Source organism: Candidatus Eisenbacteria bacterium, from assembly GCA_030017955.1.
Classification (GTDB): Bacteria; Eisenbacteria; RBG-16-71-46; order JASEGR01; family JASEGR01; genus JASEGR01.
The window spans coordinates 19,326-34,207 of sequence record JASEGR010000028.1 but is presented as its reverse complement, the minus strand read 5'-3'; the positions used below and the strand labels follow the sequence as shown (position 1 = coordinate 34,207).

The 14,882-nt window shown below is 54.0% G+C and carries 20 protein-coding genes and 5 tRNA genes; 21 read left to right on the top strand and 4 right to left on the bottom strand.

Features of this window, described 5'->3' with window-relative positions; translation table 11 throughout:
- Nucleotides 1–69: 69 nt before the first annotated feature.
- The 20 genes from nifU to QME66_06285 all read left to right on the top strand — a co-directional run bounded on the left by nifU (nt 70) and on the right by QME66_06285 (nt 11,528).
- The gene (nifU, locus tag QME66_06380; protein MDI6808589.1) at nt 70–477 is read left to right on the top strand and encodes a Fe-S cluster assembly scaffold protein NifU; all 408 of its coding nucleotides are present in this window, start codon (nt 70–72) and stop codon (nt 475–477) included.
- Nucleotides 478–618: 141 nt separating this feature from the next.
- Nucleotides 619–1,704 carry a tRNA 2-thiouridine(34) synthase MnmA gene (gene mnmA, locus QME66_06375; GenBank protein ID MDI6808588.1) on the top strand — a complete coding sequence of 362 codons (1,086 nt, stop codon included), beginning with the start codon at nt 619–621 and terminating at the stop codon, nt 1,702–1,704.
- Nucleotides 1,705–1,782: 78 nt separating this feature from the next.
- A tRNA-Ser gene (locus tag QME66_06370) sits at nt 1,783–1,868 on the top strand.
- A gap of 203 nt (nt 1,869–2,071) precedes the next feature.
- Nucleotides 2,072–2,881, top strand: a complete 810-nt coding sequence (locus tag QME66_06365) for a phosphate ABC transporter substrate-binding protein (protein MDI6808587.1) — start codon at nt 2,072–2,074, stop codon at nt 2,879–2,881.
- Nucleotide 2,882: 1 nt separating this feature from the next.
- Nucleotides 2,883–3,719 carry a phosphate ABC transporter permease subunit PstC gene (gene pstC, locus QME66_06360; GenBank protein ID MDI6808586.1) on the top strand — a complete coding sequence of 279 codons (837 nt, stop codon included), beginning with the start codon at nt 2,883–2,885 and terminating at the stop codon, nt 3,717–3,719.
- A 3-nt stretch (nt 3,720–3,722) separates the two neighbouring features.
- Nucleotides 3,723–4,562: a phosphate ABC transporter permease PstA gene (pstA, locus tag QME66_06355; GenBank protein ID MDI6808585.1), complete on the top strand. Its 840-nt coding sequence runs from the start codon at nt 3,723–3,725 to the stop codon at nt 4,560–4,562.
- Nucleotides 4,563–4,567: 5 nt separating this feature from the next.
- Complete coding sequence (locus tag QME66_06350; GenBank protein ID MDI6808584.1) at nt 4,568–5,350, top strand: phosphate ABC transporter ATP-binding protein; 783 nt, start codon at nt 4,568–4,570, stop codon at nt 5,348–5,350.
- 1 nt (nt 5,351) lies between these two features.
- The gene (pstB, locus tag QME66_06345) at nt 5,352–6,098 is read left to right on the top strand and encodes a phosphate ABC transporter ATP-binding protein PstB (GenBank protein ID MDI6808583.1); all 747 of its coding nucleotides are present in this window, start codon (nt 5,352–5,354) and stop codon (nt 6,096–6,098) included.
- Nucleotides 6,099–6,109: 11 nt separating this feature from the next.
- A complete protein-coding gene (phoU, locus tag QME66_06340) occupies nt 6,110–6,775 on the top strand; it encodes a phosphate signaling complex protein PhoU (protein ID MDI6808582.1) in 666 nt (221 codons plus the stop codon).
- 160 nt (nt 6,776–6,935) lie between these two features.
- Nucleotides 6,936–7,028 (top strand) — tRNA-Ser (locus QME66_06335).
- A 137-nt stretch (nt 7,029–7,165) separates the two neighbouring features.
- Nucleotides 7,166–7,513 (top strand): preQ(1) synthase, encoded by a 348-nt coding sequence (gene queF / locus QME66_06330; protein ID MDI6808581.1) that lies wholly within the window; start codon nt 7,166–7,168, stop codon nt 7,511–7,513.
- Between the two features lie 266 nt (nt 7,514–7,779).
- A tRNA-Arg gene (locus QME66_06325) sits at nt 7,780–7,856 on the top strand.
- A gap of 155 nt (nt 7,857–8,011) precedes the next feature.
- Entirely contained in the window at nt 8,012–8,524 is a 513-nt protein-coding gene (tadA, locus tag QME66_06320) for a tRNA adenosine(34) deaminase TadA (protein MDI6808580.1), read from the top strand.
- 34 nt (nt 8,525–8,558) lie between these two features.
- Nucleotides 8,559–8,648, top strand: a tRNA-Ser gene (locus QME66_06315).
- 155 nt (nt 8,649–8,803) lie between these two features.
- A complete protein-coding gene (locus QME66_06310) occupies nt 8,804–9,187 on the top strand; it encodes a helix-turn-helix domain-containing protein (protein MDI6808579.1) in 384 nt (127 codons plus the stop codon).
- A gap of 13 nt (nt 9,188–9,200) precedes the next feature.
- The gene (locus QME66_06305) at nt 9,201–9,737 is read left to right on the top strand and encodes a DUF3024 domain-containing protein (protein ID MDI6808578.1); all 537 of its coding nucleotides are present in this window, start codon (nt 9,201–9,203) and stop codon (nt 9,735–9,737) included.
- A gap of 128 nt (nt 9,738–9,865) precedes the next feature.
- Nucleotides 9,866–10,177 carry a nucleotidyltransferase family protein gene (locus QME66_06300; protein MDI6808577.1) on the top strand — a complete coding sequence of 104 codons (312 nt, stop codon included), beginning with the start codon at nt 9,866–9,868 and terminating at the stop codon, nt 10,175–10,177.
- Complete coding sequence (locus QME66_06295) at nt 10,167–10,514, top strand: DUF86 domain-containing protein (GenBank protein MDI6808576.1); 348 nt, start codon at nt 10,167–10,169, stop codon at nt 10,512–10,514. Before QME66_06300 ends, QME66_06295 begins: the two co-directional genes overlap by 11 nt.
- Nucleotides 10,515–10,717: 203 nt before the next feature.
- Nucleotides 10,718–10,808, top strand: a tRNA-Ser gene (locus QME66_06290).
- A gap of 234 nt (nt 10,809–11,042) precedes the next feature.
- The gene (locus QME66_06285) at nt 11,043–11,528 is read left to right on the top strand and encodes a hypothetical protein (GenBank protein ID MDI6808575.1); all 486 of its coding nucleotides are present in this window, start codon (nt 11,043–11,045) and stop codon (nt 11,526–11,528) included.
- Nucleotides 11,529–11,537: 9 nt separating this feature from the next.
- Here QME66_06285 and QME66_06280 read toward each other — a convergent pair whose 3' ends face one another.
- From QME66_06280 to nikR, 4 genes are read right to left on the bottom strand one after another with little or no spacing between them, the layout of a single operon-like run.
- Nucleotides 11,538–12,284, bottom strand: a complete 747-nt coding sequence (locus QME66_06280) for an energy-coupling factor ABC transporter ATP-binding protein (protein ID MDI6808574.1) — start codon at nt 12,282–12,284, stop codon at nt 11,538–11,540.
- Nucleotides 12,281–12,895: a cobalt ECF transporter T component CbiQ gene (gene cbiQ, locus QME66_06275; protein ID MDI6808573.1), complete on the bottom strand. Its 615-nt coding sequence runs from the start codon at nt 12,893–12,895 to the stop codon at nt 12,281–12,283. Before cbiQ ends, QME66_06280 begins: the two co-directional genes overlap by 4 nt.
- Entirely contained in the window at nt 12,876–13,871 is a 996-nt protein-coding gene (locus QME66_06270) for an energy-coupling factor ABC transporter permease (protein ID MDI6808572.1), read from the bottom strand. The genes cbiQ and QME66_06270 overlap by 20 nt, the downstream gene beginning before the upstream one ends.
- The gene (nikR, locus tag QME66_06265; protein ID MDI6808571.1) at nt 13,858–14,295 is read right to left on the bottom strand and encodes a nickel-responsive transcriptional regulator NikR; all 438 of its coding nucleotides are present in this window, start codon (nt 14,293–14,295) and stop codon (nt 13,858–13,860) included. Before nikR ends, QME66_06270 begins: the two co-directional genes overlap by 14 nt.
- 252 nt (nt 14,296–14,547) lie before the next feature.
- Here nikR and QME66_06260 point away from each other — a divergent pair, with 252 nt between their 5' ends.
- Entirely contained in the window at nt 14,548–14,877 is a 330-nt protein-coding gene (locus QME66_06260; GenBank protein ID MDI6808570.1) for a hypothetical protein, read from the top strand.
- Nucleotides 14,878–14,882: the final 5 nt, after the last annotated feature.

Genomic DNA, 14,882 nt, shown 5'->3' with positions numbered 1-14,882 from the left:
GTGTCGTGTCCCTGGGCAAAGACATAGACAAGGAATTTCCGGGACACGACACTAGAAGGGAGTGCATGAATGTACAGTGAAAAAGTGATGGACCACTTCCGTAATCCGAGGAATGTGGGCGAGATCGAGAACGCTGACGGAATAGGGGAAATTGGAAATCCGGTATGCGGGGACATAATGCGGCTCTCTGTTAAGATAGAGGACGGCAGAATCGCAGACGTCAAGTTCCGGACATTCGGCTGCGGGGCGGCAATTGCCACGAGCAGTATGGTGACTGAGCTGGTCAAAGGAAAAACCATTGAAGAGGGGCTTGCCATTTCGAACAAAGTGGTTGCCGAAGCCCTGGACGGGCTTCCTCCGACCAAGATGCATTGTTCGAATCTTGCCGCGGATGCCCTTCATAAGGCAATTGAGGATTACCGTTCAAGATTGAAAAAGAGCGAGACTGCCAAGGAGTCCACTGAGACTTCCCATTGAGGACGCAGGTCTGGTTTCGAACTCCAGAGCTTTCTTCTGAGATCGGTCTCTTCTATTCTCCCGAACCACCTCCATCTCGCCACAAAGGCATGACTTAAGATACAATAAGGACAAAACCAGGGGCCTATTCCGGACGAACCCATGAAGAAAAGTATTCTTGTCGCAATGAGCGGGGGAGTCGACAGCTCCGTAGCGGCCTGCCTGCTCTCGAGAACGGCAAAGGTTATAGGCATTACGATGAAGCTCTGGTGCTTTGGTGAAAAGCCGCCAGGTGAGCTTGCATGCTGTTCGGAGGAATCGATCGAAGATGCAAGAGAAGTGGCAAGGAAACTGGGGATAAGGCATTACGTCATAGACCTTGAACCTGAGTTCGAGAAAGAGGTCGTGGAGAGATTCGTTAGACAGTACCTGAGGGGATTGACTCCGAACCCCTGCGTGCTGTGCAACAGCTTTGTGCGATTCAGTTCGCTCTTGAGAAAGGCCGGATCTCTTGGAGTTGACTCGATTGCTACCGGACACTATGCCGGCCTTCGGTATGATCCAAGGGCGGGCCGTCATCAGCTTCTGCGGGCAAAAGACAGGAACAAGGATCAGAGTTACTTCCTGTGGGGGCTGAAGCAGAATGTGCTGGCGAAGTGTCTTTTCCCTCTCGGAGAACTGACTAAGGATGAAGTGAGAAAACTTGCGAGGGAAGCGCGGCTTCCGGTCGCCGGGAAAAAGGAAAGTCAGGACATTTGCTTTGCAGAAAACGGGGAGTACGGGGAATTCTTAAAGAGGAAACTTGGGAGAAGAATCCGGCAGGGAGAAGAGGGTCCAATCTTCAGCGAGAAGGGGAAAAGAATAGGGACTCACAAGGGAGTCGTGTTCTACACGATCGGACAGAGAAAAGGACTTGGAATCGCAGCTCCCAGACCGCTCTATGTGACAAAAATAGATGCAGCGAAGAATGCACTCTATGTTGGGCAGGAAGAGGAGCTCCAGAAGATTTCACTTCTGGCCGACGGTCTCAATCTTGTCTCCGCCGCATCAATAGGCCCGGAAGCTCGCGTGCTGGCTAGAATCAGGTACAGGCATCTGCCTGCCCGTGCGCTTCTAGTCCCGACCGGCACAAGAAAAGTGAAGGTCACGTTTGAGAAACCTCAGAGAGCAATCACACCCGGACAGTCTGTTGTTTTCTATGAGGGTGATGCGGTGCTCGGTGGAGCAACGATAGTAAGCTCGGCCTGAATGTCCCCGGCCTCGCCTGCTAGCGTTGACTTCTGGCGGCGGCGGGCGCTATCCTAGCCGACGGCAATCGGATTTCCCGGAGGGTTAGCCTAACAGGTAAGGCACTGGTCTTGAAAACCAGCGGGTGAAAGCCCCTGGGGGTTCGAGTCCCTCACCCTCCGCCAGTTTTGAGCCACAATACAGGAGGGCCTTTGCCTGTTCCGGCAAAGACCCTTGATTTTGACACGTCGCGCTGGGCGTGATTTTTGGACTCTCAAACCTGTTGTGTAATACTTCTTCTCAATATAACATCCCCTGCGAGTTATTGGACGCAGACTATCCCGATCATGGACCGTGATGCCGACATCAAAGCGGAGGAGAAGAAGATATGAGAAGAAATACTCTTTCAGTTGTAGTCCTGGTGATTTGTGGCAGCCTCCTGGCATCAGGACCCGGTTGTTCCCGGAAACATCACAACATTATCACCCTCGCAGGTTCCACCGCCTTTCAGCCGTTTGCAGAGAAGCTGGCCGAGCGTTATCAGGCTGAGCACAAAGACATTCATATCAACGTTCAGGGTGGCGGTTCTGCGGTCGGCATACAGTCGGCGCTTGCAGGAAACGCTGACATAGGCATGGCAGATTTGCTGGAGCTCCCTGATGAAGCAAAGGCATTGAACTCGGTAACGGTAGCACGGGACGGAATCGCAATCATTGTCAACCCGCAGAATCAGGTCCGTGCACTCAGTCCAACACAAACGCACGACATCTTCGTCGGAAGAATCACTAATTGGAAAGACGTCGGTGGAAACGATGCGGCAGTCAGAGTGATTTCAAGAGAAGAAGGAAGCGGGACAAGAAGCTCGTTTGACAAGCTTGTACTCGGCGCAGACAGACTCGTTTCCGCGGCTCTGTTCCAGAATTCGAACGGAACCGTGAGGGAAGCTGTAGCGAGCGATCCAAGCGCCATAGGCTATCTCTCAATCGGTCTTGTGAACGACCGTGTCAAACCAGTTTCATATGATGGCGTGACCCCGTCCAACGAGAACGTTAAGATGGGGCAATATCCCTTGGCCCGGCCCATTTTTTTCCTGACGAAGGGGCAGGTGGCGCCGATGGTAAGAGCGTTCATCGATTACGTGTTGTCCGATGAAGCGCAGGGCATTCTGGAAGAAGAAGGACTCATTGCCGTGAAATGATATGGACAGACTAATATCGAAACTTCTGTTTCTTGCGGCCTGCTCCTCAACCGCCGTTCTGGCGTTGATCGCTCTCTTCATCTTCAAAGAAGGTGTGCCAATAATGGCCAAGTCGGGCCTGGGGAATTTTCTTTTCGGGAGCAACTGGGCCCCACTTCAGGGACAATTCGGGATATTTCCCTTCATCCTGGGTTCGCTCTGGATCACTTTCGGTTCGCTCGTCCTCGGCGTCCCACTGGGTGTCTCCTGCGCGGTCTATCTTGCCGAGTTCGCGCCGAAGAAGTGGGTAAACGTATTGAAGCCGGCGATAGAGCTTCTGGCCGGCATACCTTCGGTGGTCTATGGATTCATGGGGGTTATGTGGCTCGCCCCGCTTATACGCAATAACCTCGGAGGACCGGGCTTATCCATCCTCGCGGCATCATGCGTCCTTGCGATAATGATACTCCCCACTATTGTCGGCGTTTCGATAGACGCCATACAGGCAGTGCCGAGGAACTATAAGGAAGGGTCGCTTGCCCTTGGCGCAACGGAGTGGCAGACCATGTGGCGTGTTATCCTGCCGGCGGCCCGTTCCGGGATACTCGCAGGTGTCATTTTGGGAATGGGCAGGGCAGTGGGCGAGACAATGGCGGTGATAATGATATCCGGAAACGCGACGGCGATCCCCCATTCTATGCTTGATTCCGTGCGGACGCTCACTGCAAACATCGCGATTGAGATGGGCTATGCCGTTGGCGACCACAGGCAGGCGCTCTTTGGAACCGGCGTGGTCCTGTTTTTCTTCATCATGATCTTGAACATTGTTGCCCTCAGGTTTGCCAGGGCGAAGTCTTAGAAGATGCGAATCAAACCATCCATAACCCAGGGTATTGCGAAGGTTGCTCTCTTTCTCGCGACCGCATCGGCTATCGGCGCGCTTCTGTTTGTGATCGGTTTTGTGCTCGCCGGGGGTCTTGGGCACATATCCTGGTCCTTCCTGACCCAGCCGATACTCGACATGGGCCGGAGCGGAGGTATCCTCCCCGCGATTGTTGGCACGATCCTCATGGTCTTTGTGGCAGTGGGGGTAGCTGCTCCGCTTGGAATTGCATCTGCAATTTATCTTGCCGAGTACACAAAGGAAGGGCGCATCACACAGGTGATAAGGTTCGGGATAAACTGTCTTGCCGGCGTTCCGTCGATCATATTCGGACTCTTTGGATTCATTTTGTTTGTCGTGATGCTGGGGTTTGGCTGGTCCATCATCTCGGGCGGACTTTCTCTCGCGGCCATGATACTGCCTACGATAATCAGGACTGCTGAGGAGGCCCTGCGTTCCGTTCCGAAACAGTACCGCGATGTCGCCGCCTCGCTTGGCGCTACGCGCTGGCAGGTCGTCACAAGGTCTGTCCTTCCCTATGCGCTTCCGGGGATACTGACTGGAGTGATTCTGGGAATAGGCCGCTCGATCGAGGAAACCGCAGTCGTGATATTCACAGCAGGTTCGGCAGTGCAGATGCCGACGTCGCTCTTTGACTCCGCGCGCACGATGGCCGTTCACTTCTACATACTGGCGCGAGAGGGAATCTCAAATGAGAATGCATATGCGACGGCAGCGATACTCGTGTGCACCGTGCTGATCATCAATATCTGTGCTTACAGCATGATGCACAGGATGATGAGGGGCAAAAGAGCGTAAAGACGATGCCGACGTCAAAGATTGACAATCGCAGCAGTGCGACAAAACTTGAGATTAGAAACCTGCGTGTGACCTTTGGGGCAATCACTGCACTGAAAGACGTTTCGTTGGATATCTGGAAGAATGAGATACTCTCAGTGATCGGACCGGCGAATTCCGGGAAGTCGAGCTTACTTCTTGCGATAAACAGGATGATAGACAGGGTTGTGAATGCAAAGGTGGGCGGGACGATCCTTCTCGAGGGAAGAGATGTGGGCGAATTTGGAGATGTTGAGGAACTGCGAAGGAGAGTCGGCATGATATACGCCCTGCCGATACCCTTGCCCATGTCCACGAGGGAGAATGTGCTTTTCGGACCGCGGCTTCAAAGGAGAATGAGTAGGCGGGCCGCGGATGACCTGGTTGAGTATTCGCTCAGGGCGGCCTTCCTGTGGGACGAGGTGAAGGACCGGCTCGATGCGCCTGCGCTGCGCCTCTCGGGGGGGCAACAGCAGCGCCTTTGCATAGCGCGCACGCTCGCCGTGAAGCCGGAGGTGTTGATGTTTGATGAGCCGTGTTCCGGTCTTGATCCGATCTCCACGGCTAAGGTCGAAGATGCGATGAAGGAGTTAAAAAAAGACCACACGATCATACTTGTCACCAACAACACAAAACAAGCGGCCCGCGTGGGAGACAGGACGGCATTTCTCCTCATGGGCGAGCTTGTGGAGATCGACGAGACAGACAGGATATTCACCGCGCCGTCAGATCTGAGGACTGAACAGTACGTGACAGGGAAATTCGGCTGATATGCAGGCAATCACCGCGAAGGATTTGAATCTTTTCTACGGCGATCTCCAGGCGCTGATGAGCATCAATTTATCTGTGGCGCCTAAGAAGATCACTGCGCTAATAGGCCCTTCCGGATGCGGAAAGTCAACGCTTCTCAGGGTTTTTAACCGGATGAATGACCTAATCGGCGGCATACGCATAACGGGTGAAGTTAGCATATTCGGCAAGCCGATGAATGAAATCGAACTTACAGCCCTGCGAAAGTCCGTTGGCATGGTCTTTCAGCGGCCGAATCCGTTCCCGCTGTCAATCTTCGATAATGTGGTGTATGGTCTGCGTGTGCACGGCGCAGCGAAGCGCCGGGTGCTGAATGAAATAGTGGAAAGGAGCCTCTCATCGGTTGGACTCTGGGAGGAACTGAGGGGCCGCCTCAAAGAAAACGCGCTTAGTCTTTCAGGTGAGCAGCAGCAGCGCCTGTGCATCGCGCGGCTGGTTGCAGTGAAGCCCGATATCCTGCTCATGGACGAGCCGTGTTCCGCGCTTGATCCAATTGCCACCGCCCGTGTTGAGGAGCTAATGCAAGACCTGAAGAATGACTACACGATTGTGATAGTCACACATAATATGCAGCAGGCCGCTCGGGTCTCTGACGACTGCGGCTTCATGCTTCTTGGCGAGCTCGTCGAGTTCGGAAAGACAGTTCAGATATTCACCGCACCGCGTGACAAGAGGACTGAGGATTATATTACGGGCAGATACGGATAAGGAGCTGAGCCATGGACCATCACATTGACCGTCATTTTGATGACGCCCTGGCGGCGTTGAAGCAGCAGATACTCATGATGAGCGAAAGGGTGGAATCGATGATTGCCGACTGCATAACCGCCCTTCAGAAGAGGGATGCCGGTCTTGCGGCAAAAATAATCGAGGCCGACCATTCGGTAAACGCACTTGAGATGTCAATCGACGAGCAATGCATACATCTCCTTGCGCGGTATCAGCCGGCGGCGAGCGATCTTCGCTTCATAACGCGAGGCCTCAAGATTGCCACCGACCTTGAGCGCATTGGAGATCTGGCGGTCAACTTTGCGCAGCGGGTGATAGACATTGTGAAGGAGGGTTCTCCGGGAGTTGACCTCACGAACATGGCCTCTATTGTCCAGGCAATGCTAAAGGAGAGTCTGGAGGCCTTTGTGAACTCCGATGCAGAGAAGGCAGAAGGCGTATTCCTGAAGGATGACACTGTGGATGAAATGACCGAGACGATCGTCACCGAGCTGATTGAGCGTGCTTCCAGAGAGCCGCAGAGCGCAAAGAAGCTGTTCCCCGCGACTTCAATAGTGAGATATTTGGAGAGGGTTGCAGACCACGCCACGAACATAGCTGAGCTTGCGATTTACATGGTCAAGGGCAGGGACATACGGCACGGCATGCCGCATTGAGAGGTTGACCCGGCAGATTGTGACAACTGGAACTTGTCCTGAGTGATGCCGGCGGGTTAGAATCACAGCGCGGATAGCCCGGTTTCTGCCGTCCGTGCGTGATGCGTCAGAATCAAGAGCCTTCGCCGGTTCCGGTGGAAGGCCATCAAGAAACCGAAGCGGAGAGGTGGCCGAGTCGGCTGAAGGCAGCCGCCTGCTAAGCGGTTGTAGGGGTAATACTCTACCGGAGGTTCGAATCCTCTCCTCTCCGCCAGTGATGTTGGTTAATCTTGAGCTTTTTCCATCGGATTCCATCCCTCGAATGCTGAGCCGAAAAGGAGAACGGCATTGAATCCAGCGAAGAGCAGGAGGCCCGCTTCATACGGAGGACTGCAGAAAGAGATCAGAAGGATGAAGACTCCTCCCATCGAAACCTGGGAGAATGAGTATAGAGACAAGAGCTATTGGGTAAAGCTGACAATCCCCGAGTTCACCTGCGTCTGCCCCAAGACCGGGCTTCCTGATTTTGCCACAATCATAATTGAATACATTCCGGACAGAAAGTGTGTGGAGCTCAAGTCATTCAAGGAATACATAAATTGTTTCAGGGACGTCGGGATTTTTCACGAGCACGCCGTGAACAAGATCCTCGAAGACTTCGTCTCTGCCTGCAGCCCGAGAGAGATGAAAATAACCGGTGAGTTCAACGCAAGAGGCGGAATCCAGACGACCGTTCATGCAAGCTTCAAGAAGAAATGAGAAGGAGGTGAGCAACGTGGCGCGTTTCATGGTCCCGAGAGTAGCCCACTGCTGTAAAGGCTCTAACTAAGTCCCGAGCAAGACTCAAAACTACTTAAGTGACAGAATCCAAGGCCCCCTGAGTCAAAGCCAGGGGGCTTTTTCTTCTACGAGCTTACCCGGGCTCAAAATGTAGCCTGTCCTTGCGAGATATCCTTTCGCTCCCGGTGAAAATGTCGACCTTTCTTGACTCCACTGCGTTCTGTATGCAAAAATCAGCCCTGAGTGCGCCCATAGCTCAATTGGATAGAGCGTCTGACTACGGATCAGAAGGCTGGGGGTTCAACTCCTCTTGGGCGCGCCAGTTCTTTCTTGTGGTCAATCCCCTCTCCCCCCTGGGGAGAGAGGGTCCAATGAGAAGAAACGGGCACATTCCCTCTCCCCTTTGGGGAGAGGCTGCGTGAGAAGTGATGAGCTCCTCTCCCCTATGGGGAGAGGTTGGATGAGGGGGTATTTGAGATGATTCTCTCTGATGGCGACAACGGAAAGTTCGGGGCGAAAGGAAGCGATCCGCCGAATCTCCTTCAGGAAGACGAGAAGTGGATGCGCGCCGCTCTTGAGGAAGCAAGGAGAGCAGTGGAAGAGGGAGAAGTGCCCGTCGGTGCGGTTGCAGTCAAGGACGGAGTTCTCATAGGGAAGGGGTACAATCAAGTTGAGAGTCTCAACGATGCCACTGCCCACGCAGAGATGATCGCCATTACTGCTGCCTCAAACGCCCTTAGGTCCTGGAGACTCGATGGTGTCACGCTTTATGTGACCCTGGAGCCCTGCCCCATGTGTGCCGGTGCAATACTCCTGTCACGAGTCGGAAGGCTGGTATTTGCAGCGAAGGACCCGAGGCTTGGCGCCTGCGGGTCGGTGTCGAACCTTTTTGATGGGACGTTAAATCACAAGGTACAATTGAATTCTGGTGTTCTGGAGGAAGAGGCATCAAACATGCTCAAGGACTTTTTCCAGGAGCTGAGGGAATAGAGAATCCCGAGTAAATCCGGGACACAGGTTTTGTGGAGAGGTGCGAGAGCGGTTGAATCGGGCGGTCTCGAAAACCGTTGTCCTCGTAAGGGGACCCAGGGTTCGAATCCCTGCCTCTCCGCCATGTTTCCCATTTGGGATTCGAAGCCAACGCGAACGCTGCCTGTGGCAGAAGCAGTGAGGGTGGCCGGCTGCGAGGGAGAGATGCGGGAGCATCTCGGGTGAGCAGGAATCCCTGCCTCTCCGCAGCGCACGAAGAGAGCAAGGAAGGGGCGAAATATGGAGCGTGATTTGTTGAAGACGATGTCAGGCGTAGTCATGGGCAACGCAGAAATTGCCGAGTTGAGGAAAAGCAAAGACTCTTGGGATGAGACTAAGGGGGAGGCAATAGCGATGACAGCGAGACGGATGAATGTCAAAGAGTCTCGGGTGAGATTGGGCCTTGAGCAAGGCAGTCGCAAACGTGCCTTGGGGCTGGCGTTGAAATACGCCCGGCAGAGAAAACGCATTAGCGTCAAGAAGATGGCAGAGCGATTCAAGGTGAAACCTCGGGATATCGAGAGACTCGAATCGGAGAAGATCGCGAATTTTCCATTAGGATTGATCATTGTCTATCTCAATGAATTGGGCTATATCCTAAGTTTTGATGTCACAGATTTCTAAAGGGGGAGCCGAAATGAAGCTTGGTTTTTCTGAGAAATTACTATGGGCGGAGAAAGCCGCTCGACTGGACGTTGAGACTGAAAAGGGCTACAGAGAATTCTACGCTATAGCGAAAAGGAGTGGCCTGGGAGAGATGTGGCTGAGCTACTACGCCAATGCCTATGAAGCAGCCGGCGCATCGGGCCTCAGAGCCCTTTCTTACCGAAGGAAGATCGCCCCCGAAATACGCAAACACGCAATCGACAAGATCAGCAAGTACCTTGTACGAAGAGTGCCGGTGCATCTTCGTTCGGAAGTAGGATTCCTTGTGAAGGCGCAGGATAACAGAATAACGGTTTCAGAAGAAAGGCCTCTTCTTGCCGATCCCACAGAGACAAGTTGCTCAGATGTGTTTCAGGTCCGTTATACGGATTTTGATAATCGTTGGCACCTGTATTGGATGCGGAAATCCGGCACATGGTGGCCATATATCCCCGACAGGCCTATCCATACGATTCAAGATTGTATCAGAGAAGTCAAAGCTGATAGCTGGGGATGCTTCTGGGTTTAGGACAGGCAATGTCACGATACTCAATGAGGAAGAATCAGAACCGGAGTCCCGGGTGAATCGGCAAACCCACTCGACGAAGGCGGCCCTCTTCGGAGAGGGATCGAGAGTCTGAAAATAGTGGAGGTTGTATGACGGCCAAGAAAGCACACGTAGAATTTCCAGAAGACAAGGTAGCATCGTTCTGCAAGAAACATCATATACTGAGATTATCCCTCTATGGTTCTGTGCTGCGGGACGACTTTGGACTCGAGAGCGATGTGGACGTCCTCGTCGAATTCGAAACTGGCCACGTGCCGAGTTTCTTCCGCTTGTTTGATATGGAGGACGAACTGTCCGTCATGCTTGGCGGGAGAAAGGTTGACCTGCGGACACCTGAAGATCTGAGCCGCTATTTCAGGCGGAATGTGCTCGCCACCGCTGTGGTGAAATATGCAGCGTGACGACACCGTGTACATCCGCCATATCTTGGATGCCGCCAGAAAGGCGCTGCATTTTGCGAAGAGCCGAACCAGAGAAGACCTGGACAAGAATGAGATGCTAGGTATGTCGCTCGTCCACCTGCTAGTGATAGTCGGCGAGGCGGCAAACAATGTCTCCATGGATTTCCGTGAGCAGCATCCATCTCTTCCTTGGAGAAAGATGACCGAACTCCGCAATCGGTTGATTCATGGTTACTTTGATATCAACCTTGATATTGTCTGGGATACTGTTCTGAAAGATCTCCCTCCGCTCGTGACTGCCCTGGAGAAGATTCTTCCCACGGAGCAATTGCCTTGAAGACGACGATAGACCGGTTGGCTATGTCATAGCATCAGAAAAGTCTAGAATGTTTGATGACCAGGACCTTTTCGTCGAGATACCGTTGCCGGATTTAGTGACAAGCGCCTATTTTCTTCTTGGCAAAGATCGGTTGGAGGCATTTGAGCGGAGGAAAAGAGAACGACACAGCTGCTTGTGTTGCGACTAGTATGATCAATTGCGGAGAGGTGCGAGAGCGGTTTAATCGGCGCGCCTGGAGAGCGCGTGTCTGCCAAAAGCGGACCCAGGGTTCGAATCCCTGCCTCTCCGCCATGTTTTCCATAGGGGATTCGAAGCCAACCCGAACGCTGCCGGTGGCAGAAGCAGTGAGGGTGGCCGGCTGCGAAGGAGAGATGCGGGAGCGTCTCGGGTGAGCAGGAATCCCTGCCTCTCCGCCATGTAACAAGCCAGTTGGCTGCAGCTGACGCAAGAAAGGATGCGGTAGGAGAAGGCAATAGGTACCTGAGCAGGGATTGTCAAACATATCTGGCAAAGTAAGGAGGAGCCATGGCGAACAGTAGTCCTCAAAATCAGACCTGCTGTCCAAAATTTGATCCGGCGCCTTGGGACGGAAGAATTCTCGAGTGGGACAACAAGAGATTCATCAAAGAGAAAGTGTTAACGCTTTTCTATATGCCGGTCACTTTCGGATCGGTGATGAAGAAGCTGGATCGGAAGGTGAAGCAGGCCGGGGCAACCATGCCCGATTGGCTTTGTCTCTCAGACCACACTTCAAAATGGAACATGGACGTTTATCTGGCGGTGGACAAAGAAATCAAGGACGCCCAGAATGTACAGCTCTCGGGAAAATTCCTGAGCAAGGTGTACGAAGGTCCGTACAAGGACACCGGAAAGTGGTGCAAGGATTTTGGAAATTTTGCCAAGAGCAAAGGTCTGGATGTCAGGAAGTGGTATATGTGGTACACCACGTGCCCGAAGTGTGCCAAGAAATACGGCAAGAACTACGTGGCAGTGGTCGCTGAAGTGAAATGATGAGAATTCTTAGTGCGGGTGAAGGTGGCGAAGAATGTGGGGGCGTTCCAGCCCATGAGCAAGCATTAAGGCCTCATCGGATAGTAGCTCCGCAGTTTCTCCTTCAACCACGATGCCGCCGCGATCCAACACAATCACCCTGGGACATGTCTCGACGACGAGCTCCAGGTCATGAGTCGCGATGAGTTGTGTTATCGGCAGAGCCGCTAGAAGCGTTTTGAGTTCTCTTCGCCCACGTGGGTCCAGGTCGCTTGTTGGTTCGTCCAGTACGAGCAGTCTGGCCTCGCAGGCCAGCAGTCCCGCCAGACATACCCGGCGCTTCTCACCACGGCTCAAATGATGCGGATGACGCTCTCCAAATCCCGTGAGGTCAACCTGCTCCAAGGCCTGGGCTACCCGCCTCGATAAGCCCGGCCCGCTGAGTCCAAGCTGCTGAGGGCCGAATGCGACATCTTCCCAAACCGTCGGGCAGAACAGTTGGTCATCCGGATCCTGAAACAACATTCCGACCTGTGCTCTGATCGCAGCCGCATGCGCGTCGATAACCGGCGTCCCAAAGACATGAACCCGGGGTGGCCGGCCAAGCCGCTCCGGCAGGAGTCCATTCAGGTGCAGGAACAATGTGGACTTGCCCGCGCCGTTCGGACCGATCAACCCCACCCGTTCGCCTTCCCTTACAGAGAAAGTGATATTGCGTAACGCCTCTGTTCCATCCGGGTAAGTGTAGCTCAGGTTACTGACATCCAAAGCATTCATGTTCTCCATCCCCGTGCGCACATGGCGGCATAGATGCGCTCGGCGTGTTCAGAAGTACGCACAAAAAGCTGGGCAATGGTTGTGGCCATCGCTCGCCACATTTGAAGACGGCCGCGCGAGAAGCTGCGGCTGCGGCGCGCACGAAGCATCAGCTGCATCTCATCCACGAGGAGAAAAAGATAGCGGTAGGTAAGTGCAAGCGTGGTGACGAACAGAGCCGGCACGCGGAAACGCCACAACACGGAGAGAATTTCCGAAAACCGCGTTGTGCTTGAGAGCAGAACCATGCAGAAGAGGCAGAGCGTACTCTTGGACAGCATGGTCAGGAAGACCAGCGTCCCGTTTGGCTGCAGAAGCGAGAGAAGCGCCGCGCCCACGGCAAATGGCTCCAGCCAGAGAAGCCTTGTTGCCAGGTGCCGGGGGCGTACCCGGCACAGCGCGGCTATCAGTAAGAGTGCAAGGCCTGGAATTGCGTATGCCAACCAAGCTCCACGGGGGAGCAGAACTATCCCAAGCACAAAGATGATCGATACTATGAGCTTCAGAGTTGCAGGCAGGCGATGGATTGGGCTTTGGCCATGCTGATATGGGCTAAGAAGATGTTGGCGCATGATCGGCATCGCCTCCAGATTGACGCCCGTCGTCCGGTCTACTCCGCGGCGTCAGGAAGCGCGCCAGCAAGTAGGCGAAAACGAAAGCGGCCACAGTGCCGACGCATCCAACTACTAACGTTGACAACACGGCGGAGTTCTCGCCCGGCATCGTGTAGTCTGGAAACGGGGACGCCACAACCGGTCTTGTCGCCGCCCTGTGCTCAAAACCAAACAGCTCCGCGACTTTCTCAAGACCGTCCGGCCATTTGGAGGCAAACGGGCTCACGAAGATGACCAATCCCAGTGATATCAGCAATCCATACGCGACCAGCTCCGCATAGTTGGTCCGCAGATTGGGCTGGCGGTCCTCCATCAGCAACTCAGGCCGCACGCGGCAGACCCCAGCGACAACAAGAGTCGTTATCAATGTTTCCCCGATGCCGATCACCATGTGAATGTTGACCATTGCGGGGAAGGCGACCCGCCAGGCGACTGTGCCCGACAGCGCCAGCTCCGCGGCGCACGCGATTGATGCTGCTACAATGGAACACCAGGCCGCAAATGCAGTACCAAGAAGACGGACGCGAAGTCCACTTCCGGCGGCGCGGCGAACAAGAACATAGATCGCATAGCCCAAACCGGGCGCAACAATCCCCATGTTGAAAATATTCGCTCCAAGCACAGTTACGCCTCCATCGGCAAACATGAAGCATTGGAGGAACAGAACTGAGCTAATGACCAGTATGGCTGCGCTTGGACCCAGCAGCACGGCGGCCAGGACGGCGCCGATCAGGTGACCGGATGTCCCGCCTGCGACCGGAAAGTTCAACATCTGCGCTGCGAACACGAAAGCCGAGGCCAGACCGATGAGCGGGATGCGCTGAGGCGGGACCGCACGCCGGACACGGGCCAGGGCAATGCCAAGCCCGGCGGCCGCTATTGCACTCGAAGCCAGAGCTGTCTTTGCGTCAATGAATCCGTCAGGTATGTGCATGTGACACTGCTTTTCCTGTCGTCGTTACTGTCAGCTTTCCGTGCGTCACACCTTTCGCAGCGATCAGCTTGTCGGCGACGTGCTTGACCTCATGGGCCCGTCCGCGGACAGCGAGAACTTCCATGCAGTTGTGATGATCCAGGTGCACGTGCAAGGTGGCGATTATCAAGTTCTGGTGATCGTGTTGAATGTCAGTCAGGAGCGCCTGGATATTTCGCTTATGATGGTCGTAGACAACCGTTACCGTCCCCGTTATTTCGTGACTTCCGATCTGGCTGTGATGTTCGACAAGGTGCGCGCGCACCATGTCGGCAATGGCCTGAGACCGGTTGGCGTAGCCCTTTGCTTTCGACATGGCGTCGAGTTGTCGCACAAGATCGCCGGCCATAGAAACGCTAAATCTGGATAAGGATTTCTTTTTCATAGTGTTACCTTTCGACCAGAAGGTAACACGGTGGAGAGATGTTTGTCAATCTTGAGAGATGAGGCGTAAGTGAACAATTTGACCTTGATAAATATACAGACGCGTGTCATGATTGCATCATATAGACGTAGACTGTGAACAACAGTCTGCGAGCTTCTCAAGGGTGCGGGGGGAGATACCTGCCGCAGGCTCTGCGGATGGTCGGGCCGCCGTCCGGTCAACGGCGCAGTAGGCGCAGACTGGATGTGTGACATGCAAGAGCCGAAAGAAGATCTTTCGCAAGGCGCGGGTTGCTTTCTTCGTCTCTATTGGATGTGCTTTGGTAACATAATTGCTGTTTTGCTTCTGGTCCTCATTATAGAAAAACCGGCGAAATTCCTTTCTGCCTTTGATGCCGCGTATTGGTTTACGTTTGGCTCGCTTGTTCTTGTGCGATATGCTGATGTTCGCTATTTCCGCGGTTTGACGGCCGACGGCAGTCCTGCTTCGCTTGTCCATTGGCGACGCTATGCCGTGATTCTCACGGTCGCAGCACTCGGAACATGGCTTCTGGCCCACTTCCTCAAGCGAGTGCTGAGTTAGGAGGG

Coding starts and splice junctions, on each gene's coding strand:
- nifU (MDI6808589.1), top strand. CDS start 70: ATGTACAGTGAAAAAGTGATGGACCACTTCCGTAATCCGAGGAATGTG.
- mnmA (MDI6808588.1), top strand. CDS start 619: ATGAAGAAAAGTATTCTTGTCGCAATGAGCGGGGGAGTCGACAGCTCC.
- QME66_06365 (MDI6808587.1), top strand. CDS start 2,072: ATGAGAAGAAATACTCTTTCAGTTGTAGTCCTGGTGATTTGTGGCAGC.
- pstC (MDI6808586.1), top strand. CDS start 2,883: ATGGACAGACTAATATCGAAACTTCTGTTTCTTGCGGCCTGCTCCTCA.
- pstA (MDI6808585.1), top strand. CDS start 3,723: ATGCGAATCAAACCATCCATAACCCAGGGTATTGCGAAGGTTGCTCTC.
- QME66_06350 (MDI6808584.1), top strand. CDS start 4,568: ATGCCGACGTCAAAGATTGACAATCGCAGCAGTGCGACAAAACTTGAG.
- pstB (MDI6808583.1), top strand. CDS start 5,352: ATGCAGGCAATCACCGCGAAGGATTTGAATCTTTTCTACGGCGATCTC.
- phoU (MDI6808582.1), top strand. CDS start 6,110: ATGGACCATCACATTGACCGTCATTTTGATGACGCCCTGGCGGCGTTG.
- queF (MDI6808581.1), top strand. CDS start 7,166: ATGAAGACTCCTCCCATCGAAACCTGGGAGAATGAGTATAGAGACAAG.
- tadA (MDI6808580.1), top strand. CDS start 8,012: ATGATTCTCTCTGATGGCGACAACGGAAAGTTCGGGGCGAAAGGAAGC.
- QME66_06310 (MDI6808579.1), top strand. CDS start 8,804: ATGGAGCGTGATTTGTTGAAGACGATGTCAGGCGTAGTCATGGGCAAC.
- QME66_06305 (MDI6808578.1), top strand. CDS start 9,201: ATGAAGCTTGGTTTTTCTGAGAAATTACTATGGGCGGAGAAAGCCGCT.
- QME66_06300 (MDI6808577.1), top strand. CDS start 9,866: ATGACGGCCAAGAAAGCACACGTAGAATTTCCAGAAGACAAGGTAGCA.
- QME66_06295 (MDI6808576.1), top strand. CDS start 10,167: ATGCAGCGTGACGACACCGTGTACATCCGCCATATCTTGGATGCCGCC.
- QME66_06285 (MDI6808575.1), top strand. CDS start 11,043: ATGGCGAACAGTAGTCCTCAAAATCAGACCTGCTGTCCAAAATTTGAT.
- QME66_06280 (MDI6808574.1), bottom strand. CDS start 12,284: ATGAATGCTTTGGATGTCAGTAACCTGAGCTACACTTACCCGGATGGA.
- cbiQ (MDI6808573.1), bottom strand. CDS start 12,895: ATGCGCCAACATCTTCTTAGCCCATATCAGCATGGCCAAAGCCCAATC.
- QME66_06270 (MDI6808572.1), bottom strand. CDS start 13,871: ATGCACATACCTGACGGATTCATTGACGCAAAGACAGCTCTGGCTTCG.
- nikR (MDI6808571.1), bottom strand. CDS start 14,295: ATGAAAAAGAAATCCTTATCCAGATTTAGCGTTTCTATGGCCGGCGAT.
- QME66_06260 (MDI6808570.1), top strand. CDS start 14,548: ATGCAAGAGCCGAAAGAAGATCTTTCGCAAGGCGCGGGTTGCTTTCTT.